Origin of the sequence: Limosilactobacillus caccae, from assembly GCF_900156885.1 — a bacterium.
In the GTDB taxonomy this organism is placed as follows: Bacteria; Bacillota; Bacilli; order Lactobacillales; family Lactobacillaceae; genus Limosilactobacillus; species Limosilactobacillus caccae.
In genome coordinates this window covers 40,544-56,584 of record NZ_FTOY01000011.1, presented here as the reverse complement: position 1 = coordinate 56,584, position 16,041 = coordinate 40,544, and the positions used below count along the sequence as shown (strand labels likewise).

Annotated in this window: 11 protein-coding genes, 1 tRNA gene and 2 pseudogenes; 1 reads left to right on the top strand and 13 read right to left on the bottom strand. The window is 48.1% G+C overall.

Translation table 11 applies throughout. The features are described 5' to 3' along the window. Window positions 1-9 precede the first annotated feature (9 nt). The 7 genes from CZ502_RS06320 to CZ502_RS06290 all read right to left on the bottom strand — a co-directional run bounded on the left by CZ502_RS06320 (window position 10) and on the right by CZ502_RS06290 (window position 6,278). Window positions 10-801 carry a transporter substrate-binding domain-containing protein gene (locus tag CZ502_RS06320; protein WP_076460705.1) on the bottom strand — a complete coding sequence of 264 codons (792 nt, stop codon included), beginning with the start codon at window positions 799-801 and terminating at the stop codon, window positions 10-12. Between the two features lie 12 nt (window positions 802-813). After that, a complete protein-coding gene (locus tag CZ502_RS06315; protein ID WP_076460703.1) occupies window positions 814-1,563 on the bottom strand; it encodes an amino acid ABC transporter ATP-binding protein in 750 nt (249 codons plus the stop codon). Window positions 1,564-1,575: 12 nt separating this feature from the next. Further along, complete coding sequence (locus CZ502_RS06310) at window positions 1,576-2,271, bottom strand: amino acid ABC transporter permease (protein WP_076460701.1); 696 nt, start codon at window positions 2,269-2,271, stop codon at window positions 1,576-1,578. 23 nt (window positions 2,272-2,294) lie between these two features. Further along, complete coding sequence (locus tag CZ502_RS06305; protein WP_076460699.1) at window positions 2,295-3,437, bottom strand: trans-sulfuration enzyme family protein; 1,143 nt, start codon at window positions 3,435-3,437, stop codon at window positions 2,295-2,297. A gap of 275 nt (window positions 3,438-3,712) precedes the next feature. Next, window positions 3,713-4,579 carry an alpha/beta hydrolase gene (locus CZ502_RS06300; RefSeq protein ID WP_076460697.1) on the bottom strand — a complete coding sequence of 289 codons (867 nt, stop codon included), beginning with the start codon at window positions 4,577-4,579 and terminating at the stop codon, window positions 3,713-3,715. Next, entirely contained in the window at window positions 4,566-5,264 is a 699-nt protein-coding gene (locus CZ502_RS06295) for a 2,3-bisphosphoglycerate-dependent phosphoglycerate mutase (RefSeq protein WP_076460695.1), read from the bottom strand. The genes CZ502_RS06300 and CZ502_RS06295 overlap by 14 nt, the downstream gene beginning before the upstream one ends. Window positions 5,265-5,327: 63 nt before the next feature. After that, a complete protein-coding gene (locus CZ502_RS06290; protein ID WP_076460693.1) occupies window positions 5,328-6,278 on the bottom strand; it encodes an AEC family transporter in 951 nt (316 codons plus the stop codon). Between the two features lie 168 nt (window positions 6,279-6,446). Here CZ502_RS06290 and CZ502_RS06285 point away from each other — a divergent pair, with 168 nt between their 5' ends. Continuing rightward, window positions 6,447-8,231 carry a putative glycosyltransferase family protein gene (locus CZ502_RS06285; protein ID WP_076460691.1) on the top strand — a complete coding sequence of 595 codons (1,785 nt, stop codon included), beginning with the start codon at window positions 6,447-6,449 and terminating at the stop codon, window positions 8,229-8,231. A gap of 42 nt (window positions 8,232-8,273) precedes the next feature. On the opposite strand, the gene CZ502_RS06280 is transcribed toward CZ502_RS06285, so the two are convergent. The 6 genes and pseudogenes from CZ502_RS06280 to CZ502_RS06255 all read right to left on the bottom strand — a co-directional run. After that, window positions 8,274-10,745, bottom strand: coding sequence for an MMPL family transporter (locus tag CZ502_RS06280; RefSeq protein ID WP_076460689.1), 2,472 nt, complete (start codon window positions 10,743-10,745; stop codon window positions 8,274-8,276). 234 nt (window positions 10,746-10,979) lie between these two features. Next, window positions 10,980-11,939, bottom strand: a complete 960-nt coding sequence (locus CZ502_RS06275) for a beta-galactosidase small subunit (protein ID WP_076460687.1) — start codon at window positions 11,937-11,939, stop codon at window positions 10,980-10,982. Continuing rightward, window positions 11,923-13,872 (bottom strand): glycoside hydrolase family 2 TIM barrel-domain containing protein, encoded by a 1,950-nt coding sequence (locus tag CZ502_RS06270; protein ID WP_076460685.1) that lies wholly within the window; start codon window positions 13,870-13,872, stop codon window positions 11,923-11,925. Before CZ502_RS06270 ends, CZ502_RS06275 begins: the two co-directional genes overlap by 17 nt. Before the next feature lie 155 nt (window positions 13,873-14,027). Then, window positions 14,028-14,113, bottom strand: a tRNA-Leu gene (locus tag CZ502_RS06265). Window positions 14,114-14,161: 48 nt separating this feature from the next. Next, window positions 14,162-14,518: pseudogene (locus CZ502_RS06260) on the bottom strand (SprT family protein); the annotation flags it as partial. Next, window positions 14,473-15,981, bottom strand: a pseudogene (locus CZ502_RS06255) (Tex-like N-terminal domain-containing protein); the annotation flags it as partial. The pseudogenes CZ502_RS06260 and CZ502_RS06255, both read right to left, overlap by 46 nt. Window positions 15,982-16,041 lie beyond the last annotated feature (60 nt).

Sequence of the window (16,041 nt, the reverse complement as noted above, 5' to 3'; positions counted from 1 at the left end):
ATTTTTTTGTTATTCTGTAATATCAGCACCGAAATACTTTTCTGATAGGCGCTTAACGGTCCCATCCTTTTGTAATTCCTTCAATGCCTTATTGTATGAAGACTGGATTGCCGTATCTTTCTTGTTAAAGAGCGCAGAGATCTTCGCTGGCTTTTGCTTGCTGGAAACGTCAATCATTTTGAGGCCCTTGGTACTGTTCTTCTTGCTGTAAGCGTACCATGCTTCCCGGGAATTGATTTCCCCATCAGCCCGGCCATCCTTTACCATTCCGACGGCACTTGCGAAGTCACCGTTTGGCACAATCTTGGCCCCGTACTTTTTAGCAACGTTCGCGTTATTAGTCCCCGTTCCGGCCACAATCTTCTTGCCCTTGATCTGGTCCAGGTTCTTAATCTTACTGTCCGCTGGGAGGATTAAGACAAAACGGGACTTAATGTATGGCGTTGAAAAGTTATATTGCTTCGCCCGTTCTGGGGTTTGGGTAATGTTGTTCATTACTACATCGAACTTTCCCGATCCGAGACCAGCGATTAAAGAGTCCCACTTGGTTGGCACAAACTCTGCCTTCAAGCCCATCTTCTTTGCTATCGCTTTACCGAGGTCAACTTCAAATCCGGTTAATTTGTTGTTCTTCCGGTATGAGTACGGTGAATAAGTTCCTTCTAACCCAATTGTTAGTTTCCCCTTACTCTTCAACTCGGAATTAACGGCTGATGAAGCGGCATGGATACTGGAAACCCCAGTAGCGGTGCCGACCGTGAGTGCTGCAACTGCGATTAGTGCTTTCTTCCAAAATTTCATTGTATTAGCTCCTTATTTTAAATCTTCCATTGTCATTGATGCGATAAAGTTCTTAATCCGTTGGTTCGGATTGTCCGGCGCAAAGAACTCATCGGGAGAACCGTCATAGATAATTTCGCCGTTTTCCACGAAGATAATCTTATCCGCCACCTGCTTAGCAAACATCATGTTGTGCGTAACGATGACCATTGACTGCCTTTCCGCCGCCAATTGCAAGAGCACTTTTAGCACGCTCAATTCTAGCTCGGGATCGAGGGCGGAGGTTGGTTCATCGAGGAGGATATACTTGGGTGTCATTGCCAAGGCGCGGGCGATCGCGACTCGCTGGGCCTGCCCACCGGATAATTCGTTTGGGTAGGCGTCCCCATACTCTGCCAAGCCCACCTTAGCAAGTAGTTCCTTTGCCCGCGCGGTTGCTTCTTCCTTTGACTGCTTCAACACCTGGGTTGGGCCTTCGATAATATTCCCGAGGACGGTCTTGTTAGGAAACAGGTTGTAATCTTGAAAGACCATCCCCGTCTCCTTACGCACTGCTAGTTTATCCTTGTTAGTAATTTTGTTACTGAAGTCAAGGTGGTGGTCGTCAAAATCATAATGCCCACTCTCGGGAACGACCAGCAAGTTTAGCGACCGGAGAATCGTCGATTTTCCTGAGCCAGATGGCCCAACCATCACGGTCGTTTTACCCGCGGGGAAGTCTAATGTGGTATCTTTCAAGACGTGCTTATCACCAAATGTTTTATTGATCTTTGTAATTTTCATTTTTCTCACCTATTATCTTGCGTTTACTTGCCGGTTCATTACGTTCTCAAGGTACTTTTGCAGGTAAGAGAGCACCGTGGTAAAGACGGCGTAAACCAGGGCAACGAGGCTGTACATTACCAGTGGCTGGTAGTTTTCCGCAGCGATCTGCTGGCTGACCGCAAACATTTCCATAATCGTAATTGATGCAGCCAGTGATGTGTCCTTGACGAGGCTAATAAAGCTATTCGACAGCGGAGGCAGGGCAACCCGTAAGGCCTGTGGCAAGATAATCCGCCAAAGAACCTGCAACCTAGTCATCCCGATTGCGGCCCCCGCCTCCCATTGCCCTTCTGGAACAGAACTAATCGCTGCCCGGATCGTTTCTGACGCGTATGCTCCGGTATTCAACGAAAAGGTAATGATTCCGGCAGTAAATGGCTCCAGCTTAATCCCGTGGGGTAATACCCCTTGGATTCTGAGGTAGGGTAGCCCGAAAAAGACGATAAATAACTGGACCAGTAGTGGCGTTGACCGAAACAGCCATACGTAGAAGCTAAAGATCCACTTGAGGATTGAAAATGCTCCCCGCTGCTTTGACAACCGGATCAGGGCCGTAACGAGGGCGATAATTAACCCAAAGAAAAATGAAATTAGGGCTAACGGAATCGTGTACTTAAATCCCGCCGCCAGTAGTTGTGGCAGTGACGTCTCAATTATTTCCCACATAAGTCAACTTCTCCTCTTTGCTATTAGTCTAGTTTCTCAAGCGCTTGTTGTAAGTCGGCAATAATATCTGCTGGGTCTTCAATTCCGACGGAGAGCCGGATCAATTCATCCGTAATCCCGTCCTTCAATCTTATTTCCCGGGGAATAGCCCCATGGGTCATGACTGCCGGAACCTCGATTAGGCTCTCAATTCCCCCAAGGCTTTCGGCCAGGTCAACTAATTGCAGGCTTTCAACAAACTTCTTTGCGTCAAGCCCTTCCCTTAATTCAAAGGAAATCATTGCCCCAAAGTTGCGCATTTGCTTTGCGGCAACCTCGTGACCAGGAAAGTCTGGTAAGCCGGGATAATAGATTTTGCCAATATGGGAATCATTTTGTAAGAAATCAATGACCGCATCGGCGTTTTCCTGGTGAACCCGCATCCGCGCGCCAAGAGTCTTCATTCCCCGTTGCAATAGCCAACTATCATCTGGGCCAAGAGTACTACCGATGGAATTTTGCAAGAAGGCTAACTGGCTAGCAACCTCTTCATCACTCGTTACCGCCAGTCCCGCGACCACGTCACTGTGACCACCAAGGTACTTCGTCGCAGAGTGAACAACGATGTCCGCTCCCAGGGTTAATGGCCGCTGGTTATATGGAGTCGCAAAGGTGTTGTCAACAATCGTCTTCACCCCGTGCCGCTTAGCAATCGTGGCAATTGCCTTAATGTCAGCAATTTGCAATAGCGGGTTCGTCGGTGTTTCAAAGTAAACCGCCACCGTATTATCCTGGATGGCATTTTCAACTGCTGATAGGTCCCGCATATCAACAACCGTAAATTCAAAGCCAAAGCGCTTCAAAACTTTATTGATCAAGCGGAAGGTACCACCATAAACGTCACTACCAACGACAAAGTGGTCACCTGCCGAAAACAGGGAGAAAACCGCGTGAATCGCTGCTGAGCCAGAAGCAAAGGCGAAGCCCGCCTTCCCCTGCTCCAATTCTGCAATCAACTTTTCTAGTGACGCCCGGGTCGGGTTACCCGTCCGTGAGTATTCCCACTTCGGTTCACCACCAAGAACGTGCTGGTGGAAAGTTGACGAACGGTAGATAGGGGTCGACACGGCACCGGTTGTTGGGTCTTCACTATTACCGCCATGGATTAACTGTGTGTTAAACTTCATTATTATTCCGCTCCTTTTTCCGTAAATAGATACAAAAAAGGCGCAAACTCAAGGATTGCTTGAATCTGCGCCTTATGCATTTATCCCGTATTTCGTTAGTCGAAACTCACACTATTCATGAGCACGCCAAAACGTGGGTCGCATAAGACGCGATCCACAGCAACACATAATCGCATTAAGCTTTTGGCTGTTTAACATAGTACGTGATCTCCTAACTTTTAATATGTAAACAGAATAACTTATAAAAAATAAGCTGTCAAGAACTTATTGGGAATTTATTTGATTTGCTGGTCAAGAAAGTCGCCAGCAATGTTATAGACCTTTTGACTCCAGAAGTCCCGCTCATGGTCAGCACCCTTGACCCGGTAAGCAGTCACTGCGTTACCATTTTCCTGTAAGCGGTGGTACATCTTCTCCATTTGAGCATAGGGAACAACCTTGTCCGCATCCCCATGCATGAGCAGGAATGGTGGGTACTTTTGCCCGTCCTTCACTTGGTACAGCGGGCTCATTTCTTTTTCGATTGCTGGCCATTTCGTTGGGTCCGGACCAAAGAGGCAGAATTGCAATAATTGGTTGCCAGGGACTTTAGCAGTGTATTTAAAGGTGTCCGCCACATCCATCGGGGCAAAGCAGCTAATCACTGCGTCAACCGCATCCGATTGGTCAGCGTACCGGTCAACCTTATACCGCGGATCATCACCGGTTAAGCCGACTAGCATCGCCGCGTTCGCCCCAGATGACGTTCCCCAGATGGCTACCCGGTGAGGATCAATCGTGTACTTTTGTGCATTGGCCCGTAAGAAGCGGATGGCGGTCTTCACGTCTTGCAAAAATGCGGGGAAGGCGTGACCATCAATTGCACTCCGGTGTTGGACAGTGGCGACGACATAGCCCTTCTTAACGTACTGCACCAGCTGGGGAATCTTTTCGCCTAGTACTGGTGTCCGCCAGGAGCTCCCCTGGACAAAGACAATTAACGGGCGGGGATTGGTCTGGTAGTCCTTCGGGTAACGTTGGGTCCATGGCGTCAGGATTGCCATGTGTAACGGCTCACCATCCATTGCCGTATAAACAACATCTTCAATTACCCGTACCTGGCCACTGAGGGTGGGGTTATTTGCTATTTCATGAATTGTCATCAGTTTCACCATCCATTGTTATAAAAGTCTTTTGCAAAATATTAAGGTGGTCATCAAAGTGGTACAGAATTGGCTTACCATTCGGCACTTCCACCTGGTCAATTTGATCATCGGGAATCTGGTCGAGGTACTTGATTAACGCCCGCAAAGAGCTGCCGTGGGCAACGATTAACTGGTTATGCCCGTCAAGCAGTTGCGGGGCAATCTGGTCCTGCCAATACGGCAACAACCTTTTTTGGGTCATTGCTAAGCTTTCACTCAACGGGATCTTGACCCCGAGACGGTCATAACGCCGCTCGTGCTGGCGAGTAGGCAATTGTGGGGGCAGGTCCTTAAAGCCCCGCCGCCAACGGTGTAGCTTGGCGGCCCCAATTTCTTCCTTAACGACCGCTTTATTGCGACCACTGAGGGCCCCATAATGACGCTCATTCAGCCGCCAAGTCTTATGGACTGGAATATATAGCTGGTCAATTGCTTCAAGAATGATATCCGTCGTCATAATCGCGCGTTGCATGTAGGAAGTATGCGCAGCGGCGAATTGCAGGCCACGGTCACGTAATTCCTTGCCGACCAACCTGCCCTGTTCAATTCCCTTTGCGGTTAACGGGACATCCGTCCACCCAGTAAAGATATTGTCACGGTTGGCCTGACTTTGCCCGTGACGAACAATTACTAAATCTGCCATTTTCTCACTCCCCTTACCACTACTAATAATAGCGCATTTCGCCAGCGACTAACAAGCGACAGCCTAAATGAATGCCTTAATGATCACCATCAAAATGGGAATTACAACCACGCTGAGGACCGTTGTCTCCGTGACCATGATTGCCGCATAATTTGCATCAGCATGGTAGAGTTTGGAGACAACTGGTGCATTAGTCATCACCGGCATTGCTGCTTGCAAGATAAAGACCTGCTTCATCAGCGGTGACATCCCACTTGGTAAGACCAGTAACGCCATCAGGGCCGGGGCAAACAAGAACCGACCGACAAGGATGCCTAATGCATCACGGCTCAAGCGAATCCGACTGAGTCCCGCATTTGAAATCGCAATTCCGATGAAAATCATCGACAGTGGGATCGTCAATCCACCGAGATAGCTAAAGTCACTAAGCAAAAACTTCGGCAAGTGGATATGGAAAATCACCAGGAGGACCCCGATGATAAAACCTAATAGTGGCGGTGAAAAGACCTTTTTTAGCGCTGTCTTCACGTCAATTCTTGCTTCCTTCATCCCATCTTTTTGGATTAACCAAACCCCCAGTGTCCAGAAAAAGGTCGTATTTGCCATGTAGTAGACCAGGACATAAGGAATCGAAGCACTGCCAAACAAGGCCAGGTTGATAGGCAGGCCGATAAAGACCGTGTTGGAGTTAAAAAACATCGATGAAAACAAGCCCAGGTGGGACCGCTTAATCCCAATCGCCCGAGCCACCGCAAATGATAGTCCAAACAAGATTATCATTGACAAAACCGGATAACGAAGATCCGGCAGCAGTGTTTGCAACTCATTAGCGGAAAAATCCTTGGTAATCGTGGTGATCATGTAGCAAGGGAGCGAAATCTCCGTCACAATCCGGGAAATGATCCGGGGAGACTGCTCATTAAACCAGCCGCGTTCATTTAAGATAAAGCCGATGATCACCATGACTAGGATTATCGCAACCCCCGACACCGCCGACAAAAAAACCGTTAGCATTTCTTCCATCTCTTTTTCACAATAATTATCGTTTATTGTATTTCGTCGACAAAATTATTACAATGGTTATTTTCCTCCACTACTTTTCTGCCGTATAATGGGAATGTTAAGTATTTGAGGAAAGGATGGCTGGGGAAGAAGTTATGCTTCGAACTTAGCCAAATTTTTATGAAAGCAAAAATCGCTAATTTTATTAACTGGGGCATCCCCTATGCGGCCATTGCGGCAATGGCTTACCTAATAATGTTCCCCCAGCTTGTCTCCCACGGGGTGATCCTCGGGACGGATTCAATTTTTCATTTCAATCGCTTTTACGATGCCGCCAAGCAAATTCAACAGTGGAATTTTAGCTATTTTCAAAGTAACTACTGCTTCCAGCAAAGTGGGCGGATTATTAACGCCGTCTACGGCCCCCTCTTCGCCTACCTAAACGGGATTATTCTCGGCATGGTCGGGACCTGGTACCGTTACCAGATTGTGACAACCTTTATCGTTTACATGCTCGGTGGGATCGGCATGTACAAACTTGGTATTAAGGTCCATAGTAAACGGGTCTTTGCCATTGCCTGCGCCTTGATTTACATGAACATTGGCTGGCTCCCCCGGTGGGAATTAGCCCAGAATATGAATGCCTGGGGCGCTGCCCTGGCACCATACATGGTGATCTGTGGGGTGCGGATGCTCCAGGACCACGACCGTCCCATCAACTGGTTGCAGCTAATGGCGCTGATGACGATCATCATCCAAATCCACATGCTAAGTTCCCTTTTCTTTGCGTTAGCCCTAGTCCCCTTTTTCGTAATCGGACTGATTCTTGCTGACGACCGTAAACAAATGTGGGGCGAAGCAATCAAGGCCGTTATCGGTACGATTATTTTAACCGCAAACGTCTGGGGCGCCCTGCTGATGCTCAACTTGCACAACAACATCGCCCACCCCGCTGACTTTGACATGTTAGGAAACGCCCTGCAGCCCTCCCATTTTAGTAGTACCCGTGGCTTCTTAATCCACGGAATGTGGATCCTCTTTATCATTCAGCTTGCTTACGTCGTCAAAAACTTCCGCAAGTCACTGGTCAATACCACCGTCACTATTTTAGGAACAGTCGTCTTGATCATCAGTTCCTTCCTATTACCGTGGGATGCAATTCAGGAAGCAATCCCGGTCCTTGCGCATACCTTGCAGTTTCCTAACCGCTTAACGATTATCGCCTACCCCCTGTTGCTAACGGGGGTCGCAATTACGGCAACTAACTTAACGCAGAAGGTTAGCGAACAAGACATTCACCGGCAGCTTTCTACCGGGGTCTTAGTATTAATGCTCTTCCTCGTCTTTACCCCAACAACGATTGACGTCTATAAGCGCGCCGCCCGTTACGAATCTGAAAATGTCTTAAATAGCTTTAGTGCAATCGCCCGGGTAAGTGACAATAAGAAGGCAATTCGTCAGTCCGTCCACGATCTTTATCCGGGGCAACTACTAACAATGGTTGAAAAAAGGAGTCCCGACTACCTACCGATTCCCCCAAAGTATATGAACCGCAAGTATGTCCGCTCCTTTGCTTACCAGGACCAGATCATCAACGGGTCAAAGCACTTTAAGCATACTGTACTGGCCGATGGCGGCCTCCAACTTGACTGGGACGCCAAAAAGGCCGGAAGGGTCCGGCTGCCAATCATCATCTATCACGAGTCACAGCTAACCGTCAATGGGCAGCGGCAGCACAACATCGAGCGTTCCTCTGTCGGGGCTCCTTATGTCCAACAAAAGAAAGGGACAAACACCGCTACCCTCTACTTTAAGCAGGCAACTTGGTTTACCTGCCTACTAGTAATTTCATTAGTTGGCCTTGCCTTCTTTATGATTTACGGTGGTTACTACTTCTGCCGGCACGTCCCGGGTTATTTCCGCCAGATTAGTACGGGTGAACTTGATGAATTAAAGGCAATTTAGCCAACAAAAAACTCCGCGAAAAAATTCGTGGAGTTTTTTTATTTACCGATTCAATTGCTGTTTCCGGTTTCCCTGATCATCTCTAAACGTTGATTTAATCGGGTAAGTTAAGTGAATGGTACTTGGGACTACCAGTGGAATAATGATTACAAGGATGATTAACCCGGTAATAACCGTCATCGCCACTTCGATTAACGTTGGAATTCCTGATGGAATTAAGGCTGCAAATGTCCCACTAAGGATAATTGCGGCGGAAATAACAACTGTTCCAATAATCGTTGCCGCACGGACAATTCGTTCAGTCGGCAAGTACTTGTTTTGATCAAAGTCCCGGTAACGCATGACAAGGAAGATACTGTAATCAACTCCCAGTGCCAAAAGCATGATGAAGCTGAAGAACGGTGTATTCCAGGTCAATAATGGCCGACCGAGGAATAGGTGGGTCAGGCCGTGTGAAATGGATAGAGCCGCTAGGTAAGCGGTAATCAAGGTACCGAGAATATAAACTGGCTGGAGCAATGACCGAGTAATCAAGATGAGGGCTAAGCCAATCCCAACAACCATAATCGCCGCGGTCCGTACAAAGTCACCACCAGCAACCGTCTTCGTGTCAGCAATCTTTGATGACTGCCCACCGACAACGACTTGGGCATGACCGAGTTTAGTCCCCTTTAACGAGTAGCGAGCAAGCTTGGTAATCTGTGGAATCTCATTAGTTGCCCGGTCCCCGCTAGGGTTTGAGTCAAGAATGACCGTAATCTTGGCAATCTTCTTGTTTGCTGATAAGTAGTTATTAATTGATTCTTGGAACTGGGCATTCTTGATTTGACTTTGTGGAATGTAGAAGGTGTTAGCTGCCGCCGAGTTTTGTAGCCCGGTTAGGTAGTCACCCCCGGCTGCTAAGCCAGCACTCATCTGGTCCATTCCCTGCATCATCTGTGTTCCACTCTGCTGGGCAGCGGCCATCTGTGCTGCACTTGCGCCAGACTGTTCCGCCTGCATGGCTTCTGCTGATTCCTGGGCCTGCATTCCAGAAGAAAGCTGAGACATACTACTTTGCGCCGTCCCGAGCTTACCAGTGATCTGTTGCAACTGGTTATTAACATAAAGTTGCTTTGCCTTTGAACCTGCCGGTTGGGTGACAGAGGCAACCGTCTTCACACCCTCGCTCTTCTTTAGCTGGTTAGTGAGCCGGTCAATCAACAGCATGTCGTGCTCATTATCCAGTTTATGGTTTGACCGGATATAAATCGTCACTGGCTCAGCGGTCCCCTTTGAGAAGTGGTCCTCAACAACTAAGAATCCCTTCTTTGAAGGCGTCGAGTTAGCAATTTCATCACTATCATCATAGTTTAAGTGGTTCTGGTATGACAGACCGATTGGCAGTAAGATCGCAAAGACCACGACCAATGAAATAATCGGGTGGTGAACAGATGAATTAGCCATCCGGTGCCAAATCTTACTACTTGCTTCACCGGTAAACCGCTTCTCAGGCCAGAACATCTTCTTCCCAAACGTCGCCATAAAGAAGGGGTTAAGGGTCAAGAGGACAACCAATAAGACAGCCACCCCGACGGCAACGCCGACTGCTGACTGGTAAACGGAGAACTTCGCCAGCGCTAAGGAGGTAAAACCAATTAAAATCGAAGAGCCGGAATACAGAATTGTCCGGCCAGCCTTATGCTGGGCGTCACGGCTTGCTTCCCACTTATCCATTCCTTTACCGAGATCTTCTTTGAACCGGTTATACATCAAAATATTGTAGTCTGTCCCAATCCCAAACAAGACGATGATCATGAAGACCTGGGTAAAGTTTGAGAATGGGAAATTGAAGCGGCTCACTAAGTTCGTAACAATGCTGAAGGCCGTGATGAAAGAAACGCCGACGGTCAGCAATGAAACCAACGGGGTGATCGGTGAACGGAAGACCAGCAGCAGGACAACGAAGATGAAGATTACGGAGATTACTTCAGTCTTCTTAATTCCCTCCTGAACGGCCTCGGAGAAGTCATCATTTAAGATATCTGCCCCAGTCACATAAGTTTTCACGCCACTGGTCTTAATCGTTGATGATAATTGCTGATTAATATTTTGGATTGTCCCGTGACTCTTACTGACGTCTAGCTGGACGATTTCCGTGGTCTTATCTTTTGAAATCAACTGCTTTCTGGTTGCCGCATTATCATTAGGTGCGGTGATGTTCTTGATCCCATACCGCTTCTGATGATTTTGTAACTTATCAATCGTTTTTTGGACATTTTGCTTGTCCGTGTTCGACATCGCCTTATCCCCGTTATTAAAGACGGCAACGACTTGATACGTATTGTTTTGGTGGTGCCCCCAGTGTTTATCTTGAATTGTGCTTGCAATCTGACTCTGCGCGTCCTGGGGAAGGTTAATTGCTGAATGCTCCCGTGTCAGCAGGTTAACATTCGGCAAAGAAACAATTGCGATTACAGTAATTAAAACCCATGCAACCAGCGAAAAAACATGGTTATGAATCCACTTTTTCAAGCTATCTTTGCCTCACTTTCTAATCTTTTCTCTCTTAAAATTTCCTGGGAAATACTTCTCTCCTATCCCTCCTTACTTTTAAATCGACAGCGAACATTGTATACCTGCAAGACAGATGTATCAATAAACAAAAATAGCGATGTTTTTCATGTTCCTACATGGCAGCGGTTACTGATTTTTAAAGCAAAAAGCCTGTAGCAGTTGATGCTACAGACTTTATCGAGTTAAATCGTTTTATTTAGCATTGATAATAAATGAGAAGTCAATATCCTTATCTGCGGGGATATGGTATTGCTGTTCAACATCGGCACCCCAACTGTCGATTCCCCCTACACCACGAACCGCACCGGCAATGACAAGGACTGTCCGCCTTGCTAATGGCAATTCTTCAAGATGGGTCGCATTTTCCAATTCTTCAGCCGTGTATGGCAGGCAGCTAAAGGCAAACGGTGTTTCGCCCTGCGCAAACTTCAGGGAGAATGGCTGATCATCATGGTCGGCGTTGTTTTGCGTGCTATTACGCGTAATCGTCACTGCTTCCGTTGCCATGTGCATCCCCATTTCTTGTGGAACCAGGTACTTGGTGACTGGGAGTCCCTCCACATGGAAGGTCCCCTTGGTTGCACCAGCCATCCGGTCGGGGTAAGTTTCCCCTGATAGGCCGGTGTAATCAAAGCCAGTCGCCGTTGTTGGCATAATAAAGCGCATTCCGACTACCGGCAGTTCTGGTAAGTCCGCGTGTCCCTGGTAGTGCATCGTTACCTTAATCTGGCCGTCAGCCGTCACGTCATAGGTTACCGTTACATCGGTTGCCGGCACCGTCAGCGTCTTGTATGAGTACTTAATAGTAACCGCTTCTGCTTCCTCATGGTCACTGTAATCATTATTCAACGGTGCAATCGGCAGCTGGTCAAAATGCTTGCCATCAACCGTCAAGTCAATACCGACACACTGATGGAAGGTATCAGCAGCCAACCACTGGGCAGACTTAATGTTAAAGCCACTTCCCCGGTCATTATCCGTCGTTGCCCGCCAAAATGTCGGCATCGGCTCACGGTATAACCACTCTTTACCGTTGATTTTTAGTGATTCGAGCCCACCACGTTCATAGCTGAAGATGTAGTGAAAGCCATCACTGGCGAGGCCAAGGGTGCCGTCACCGTAGACGAGCTGTAATTTATTTGTGTAAGCCATAGTAGTACCTTACCTCCTGCATTGCTGGCTTTGGTGTCCGATCCGCAAACATCAAGCCGTCACCTGAAAATTCATAGTCTGAGTGCCGATCATCAAAGTCGCCACCATAACGCATTACTTCCTGACCACTAACTGGGTCCTTGACCAGCAGTGCTTGGTCGATGTAGTCCCAAATAAAGCCCCCAAAGTATTGCGGGTACTTATCAAGCAATGAAATGTAGGAACCCATGCCACCGGCAGAGTTACCCATGTCATGCATGTATTCACATTCCATAAACGGCTTATCCGGGTTGTTTTGGAGGTACTCTTCAACCTGCTTTGGTGGCAAGTACATCCAGCTTTCGACATCTGAAATCTGGTCACGGTAGTCCTTGGTCCCACCCGCTGGCAAGTAGTTCTTCTTGTCTAGGCTTGGAATCTGCTTACTGTAGTCATGCGTGTGGCAAACTCCTTCATAGTGAACGAGGCGACTATCGTCATGCTCATGGTAGTATTGCTCCATTGCCACCAAATTGTCGCCAGCAAATGATTCGTTCCCGAGCGACCAGAACAAGATGGCCGTGTGGTTCTTAAAGGTCTCGTAGTTCGTCCGTGCCCGGTCGACGACTACTTCTTTCCATTGTGGAACTGAACCTGGCACGTTGTATGACGGTTCAATGGCGCCCATCTTTTGCCAAGTAGCGTGTGACTCAAGGTTATTTTCTGCCATCATGTAAATACCATTGTCATCACAGAGGTAGTACCACGGAATTTGGTCAGGATAGTGGCAAGTCCGAACCCCGTTGATATTGTTTTCCTTAAAACTAGCAATATCACTGGTCATGTCGGCCATCGTGATTGCCCGGCCACGCTTGGCATTCCATTCATGGCGGTTAACCCCGTTGATAATTAGCCGTTTGCCGTTAAGGAGGACAACATGGTCTTCGTTAATTTCAATCCGACGGAAGCCAAAGCGGTAAGGAACCAACTCTACCAGGTTCCCATCGGCATCGCGAAGCTCAACTAGTAGCTGGTAAAGGTACGGATTGTGGTTGTCCCAGAGGTTAACGTCTTTGATTAACTTATCACTAACCGTTACTTCTTCTTCAACCGGAACCTGCTCGTCAACGAGGGTATTACCGGCCGCATCCTTGACGACTACCTTAACCGTCCCATCTTTTTCGCCAGCAAGGTGGGCCTTAAGGTTGAAAACCCCATCCTGGTAATCATCAGTCACCCGGGGACGGAGGTCGAGGTCTTCTAGGTGGGTAACCGGTTGGGCCATTAATTCAACACTTCTGAAGATCCCGGAAAAGCGGAACATATCCTGGTCTTCAATCCAGGATGCGGTGCTGTGCTTAAAGACTTCAACCGCCATCACGTTACCTTTATCTTGAATATACGGTGTAAGGTCAAATTCTGACGGGGTAAAGCTATCTTCCGCATAGCCGATAAAATGGCCGTTGAGCCACAGGTACATTGCCCGTTCGACCCCTTCAAAGCGTACCCGGATTTGCTTGCCACGCAGGGCCGGATCAAGGTCAAAGTGTTTGAGGTAAGCACCGACTGTGTTGTCCTTACCACTACTAAATGAGCCGGCTTCTGGGTCATCCTGGCTCAGTGCATAAGCTGGTCGCCGGTAGATCTTCCCTTCCCACGGGCTCAGGGTATTGATGTAGTTATTTTGCGCATAGTCGCTCAGTTCAATCTCACTTGGCACCGCAATGTGGTCAAAATCACTACTGTCAAAGTCAGCGGCATAAAAGCCCTGTGACCGTTCCTGTGGTGTCTTGGCAAACTTAAACCGCCACTGACCATCTAAGTTTTGGACAAAGCGACTGTCATCATGCTGCCACTCAGCATAATCACCATAGTAGTGGTGGTCGCTGTGGGCAGGCAACTGGTTGACCCGGAAAATTGTCGGGTCATCAAGCCATTTAATATCTGCATCCATTAATGAATCCCTCCTCATACTAATACAACAGTTTTAGTATAGCGCTTTCATTCTTGGATTAGCAAGGATTGAAGGTAAAATTTACTGAAATTTTATTTATCAAAAAATTTAAAAAGAAAAAGGACCAAGCACTTAGCTTGATCCTTTATTAATAGTGCGGCCGAGAGGACTTGAACCTCCACGGTCATAATCGACCATAAGATCCTTAATCTTACGCGTCTGCCAGTTCCGCCACGGCCGCATATCAATCAACGAATATTATTATAGCAAGATACCCGTTGATTGGCAACTACTTTTTTAAACTTTTTAAGTAAAAATGGTGACCACATCGGCGACAGACATACCGGCGGGTGTTAAAGCGGCGCTGGCGGGCGATTTCAACCCCACAACCCGTACATTGGTAAATCCACTTGGCCCCCTGCTTCTTTTGCCGCTTGCTCGTCGGGGGAGCATAGCGTGACCCACCGACTTGGGCAAGGAGACGCTTAAACGCTCGGCTGCGGTGGTGGTAATCCATCCCCAGTAAGTGCAGGTGGTAGTGGCATAGTTCGTGAAGAACTACCTGCCGTAAATTCACAAGGTCAAATTCGGAATACATCAACGGGTTAATATCGATATGGTGGTCGCGAAGGTGGTAACGCCGACCCGGTTAACTGCCCGTTCAACAATCGTGTCTAACTCCCCACTTAATTCCTTTTTCGGCAAGTCATGCTGGTACTGTCCAACCCCGACTGCTTGCGGATCAATCTTAACTAGTTCTGCCAGGGGATCTTGTAAGCGGCGACCAATGCTGATCGCACTCCGCTGTTCCACGTGAAGGTCAGGAAATTCGTCCCGTGCTTCCTTACTTGCCGAATAAACCGAGGCACCGGCTTCGTTAACAATCACATAGTAAATTGGCCGGCTGACCTTCTTAAGGGCGGCGGCAACAAACTGCTCCGATTCCCGGCTGGCAGTCCCGTTGCCGATTGCAATCATCTCAACGTGGTATTTTTCAAGCAAGGCGATAAACTCACCCTCGGCCGCTGCTCGCTGCTTTTCTGGCGCAGGCTTATGGGGGTAAATAACGGCCTTTTCTAAGAACTTCCCGTTTTCGTCCAGCACCGCCAACTTGCAGCCAGTCCGGTAGGCTGGGTCAAAGCCGAGCACAACTTTCCCTTTAATTGGCGCCTGCATTAACAAGTGGTAGAGGTTTTCACCAAAGACCTTAATTGCCTGCTCATCCGCTTTTTCCGTCAACTGCCGGCGGAGTTCCCGTTCAATCGCCGGGCCTAAGAAGCGCTTGTAGGCATCGGCATATGCTTCTTCAATGAAGGCCGTTGCGTCGTTTTCCTCCCTTGTCTTAATTAAGCGGAAGTGCAAGTAGTTCATGATTGGCTGGTCATCAACGGCCACCTTAACGTTAATCACGCCCTCCTTTTCACCCCGGTTAAAGGCCAGAATTTGATACGAGTTCAGCTTTTCAATCTCACTCGCAAATTCATAATATTGCTTATAAGTCCCTAGCTCGTCTTTTTCCTCACCATCCTTCTTCAGGCTTGTCATAATTTGCCCGTGGTGGACGGTATAGTTTCGTAACCAGCTACGAACGGTCGCCATTTCACTAATCGCTTCCGCTAAGATTTCGTGGGCACCCTCAAGAGCCGCCTGCGCATCGGGAACATCATCGTTAATAAAGTCAGCGGCCTTGGCTGATAAGTCCCCTGCAGGGTAAGTAAGCAGCCAGTTAGCTAACGGTGCTAAGCCATGCTCCCGGGCCTTTTGCGCCTTTGTCTGCCGCTTTTGCTTATAAGGCAGGTAAAGGTCCTCCACTTCTTGCAATTCAGTTGCCGCCTTGATCTGCTTCTCTAAGGCGGGGGTCAGCTTCCCCAGCTCCGCAATCTTATTAATCACCGTTTCTTGCCGTTCACGGAGCGTCGTTACCCGGTGGTACTCGTCCCGAATCGACTGTAACTGCACTTCATCCAGGGTGCCCGTCGCTTCCTTCCGGTAACGTGCAATGAAGGGAATTGTATTACCATCATCCATCAAGTCTAAGGCCGCCTTGATCTGGTGGGGCCGAATGTCCGGTAATTGCTTGCTGACAAGTTGAATCGTTTCTTCTTCCATCTTTTCCTCCAAGAGATTCCTAAACTAATAAGAGGCTGAGTTTGCCCAGCCTCTTTAACT

Coding starts and splice junctions, on each gene's coding strand:
- CZ502_RS06310 (WP_076460701.1), bottom strand. CDS start 2,271: ATGTGGGAAATAATTGAGACGTCACTGCCACAACTACTGGCGGCGGGA.
- CZ502_RS06305 (WP_076460699.1), bottom strand. CDS start 3,437: ATGAAGTTTAACACACAGTTAATCCATGGCGGTAATAGTGAAGACCCA.
- CZ502_RS06285 (WP_076460691.1), top strand. CDS start 6,447: ATGAAAGCAAAAATCGCTAATTTTATTAACTGGGGCATCCCCTATGCG.
- CZ502_RS06275 (WP_076460687.1), bottom strand. CDS start 11,939: ATGGCTTACACAAATAAATTACAGCTCGTCTACGGTGACGGCACCCTT.
- CZ502_RS06290 (WP_076460693.1), bottom strand. CDS start 6,278: ATGCTAACGGTTTTTTTGTCGGCGGTGTCGGGGGTTGCGATAATCCTA.
- CZ502_RS06295 (WP_076460695.1), bottom strand. CDS start 5,264: ATGGCAGATTTAGTAATTGTTCGTCACGGGCAAAGTCAGGCCAACCGT.
- CZ502_RS06300 (WP_076460697.1), bottom strand. CDS start 4,579: ATGACAATTCATGAAATAGCAAATAACCCCACCCTCAGTGGCCAGGTA.
- CZ502_RS06315 (WP_076460703.1), bottom strand. CDS start 1,563: ATGAAAATTACAAAGATCAATAAAACATTTGGTGATAAGCACGTCTTG.
- CZ502_RS06320 (WP_076460705.1), bottom strand. CDS start 801: ATGAAATTTTGGAAGAAAGCACTAATCGCAGTTGCAGCACTCACGGTC.
- CZ502_RS06270 (WP_076460685.1), bottom strand. CDS start 13,872: ATGGATGCAGATATTAAATGGCTTGATGACCCGACAATTTTCCGGGTC.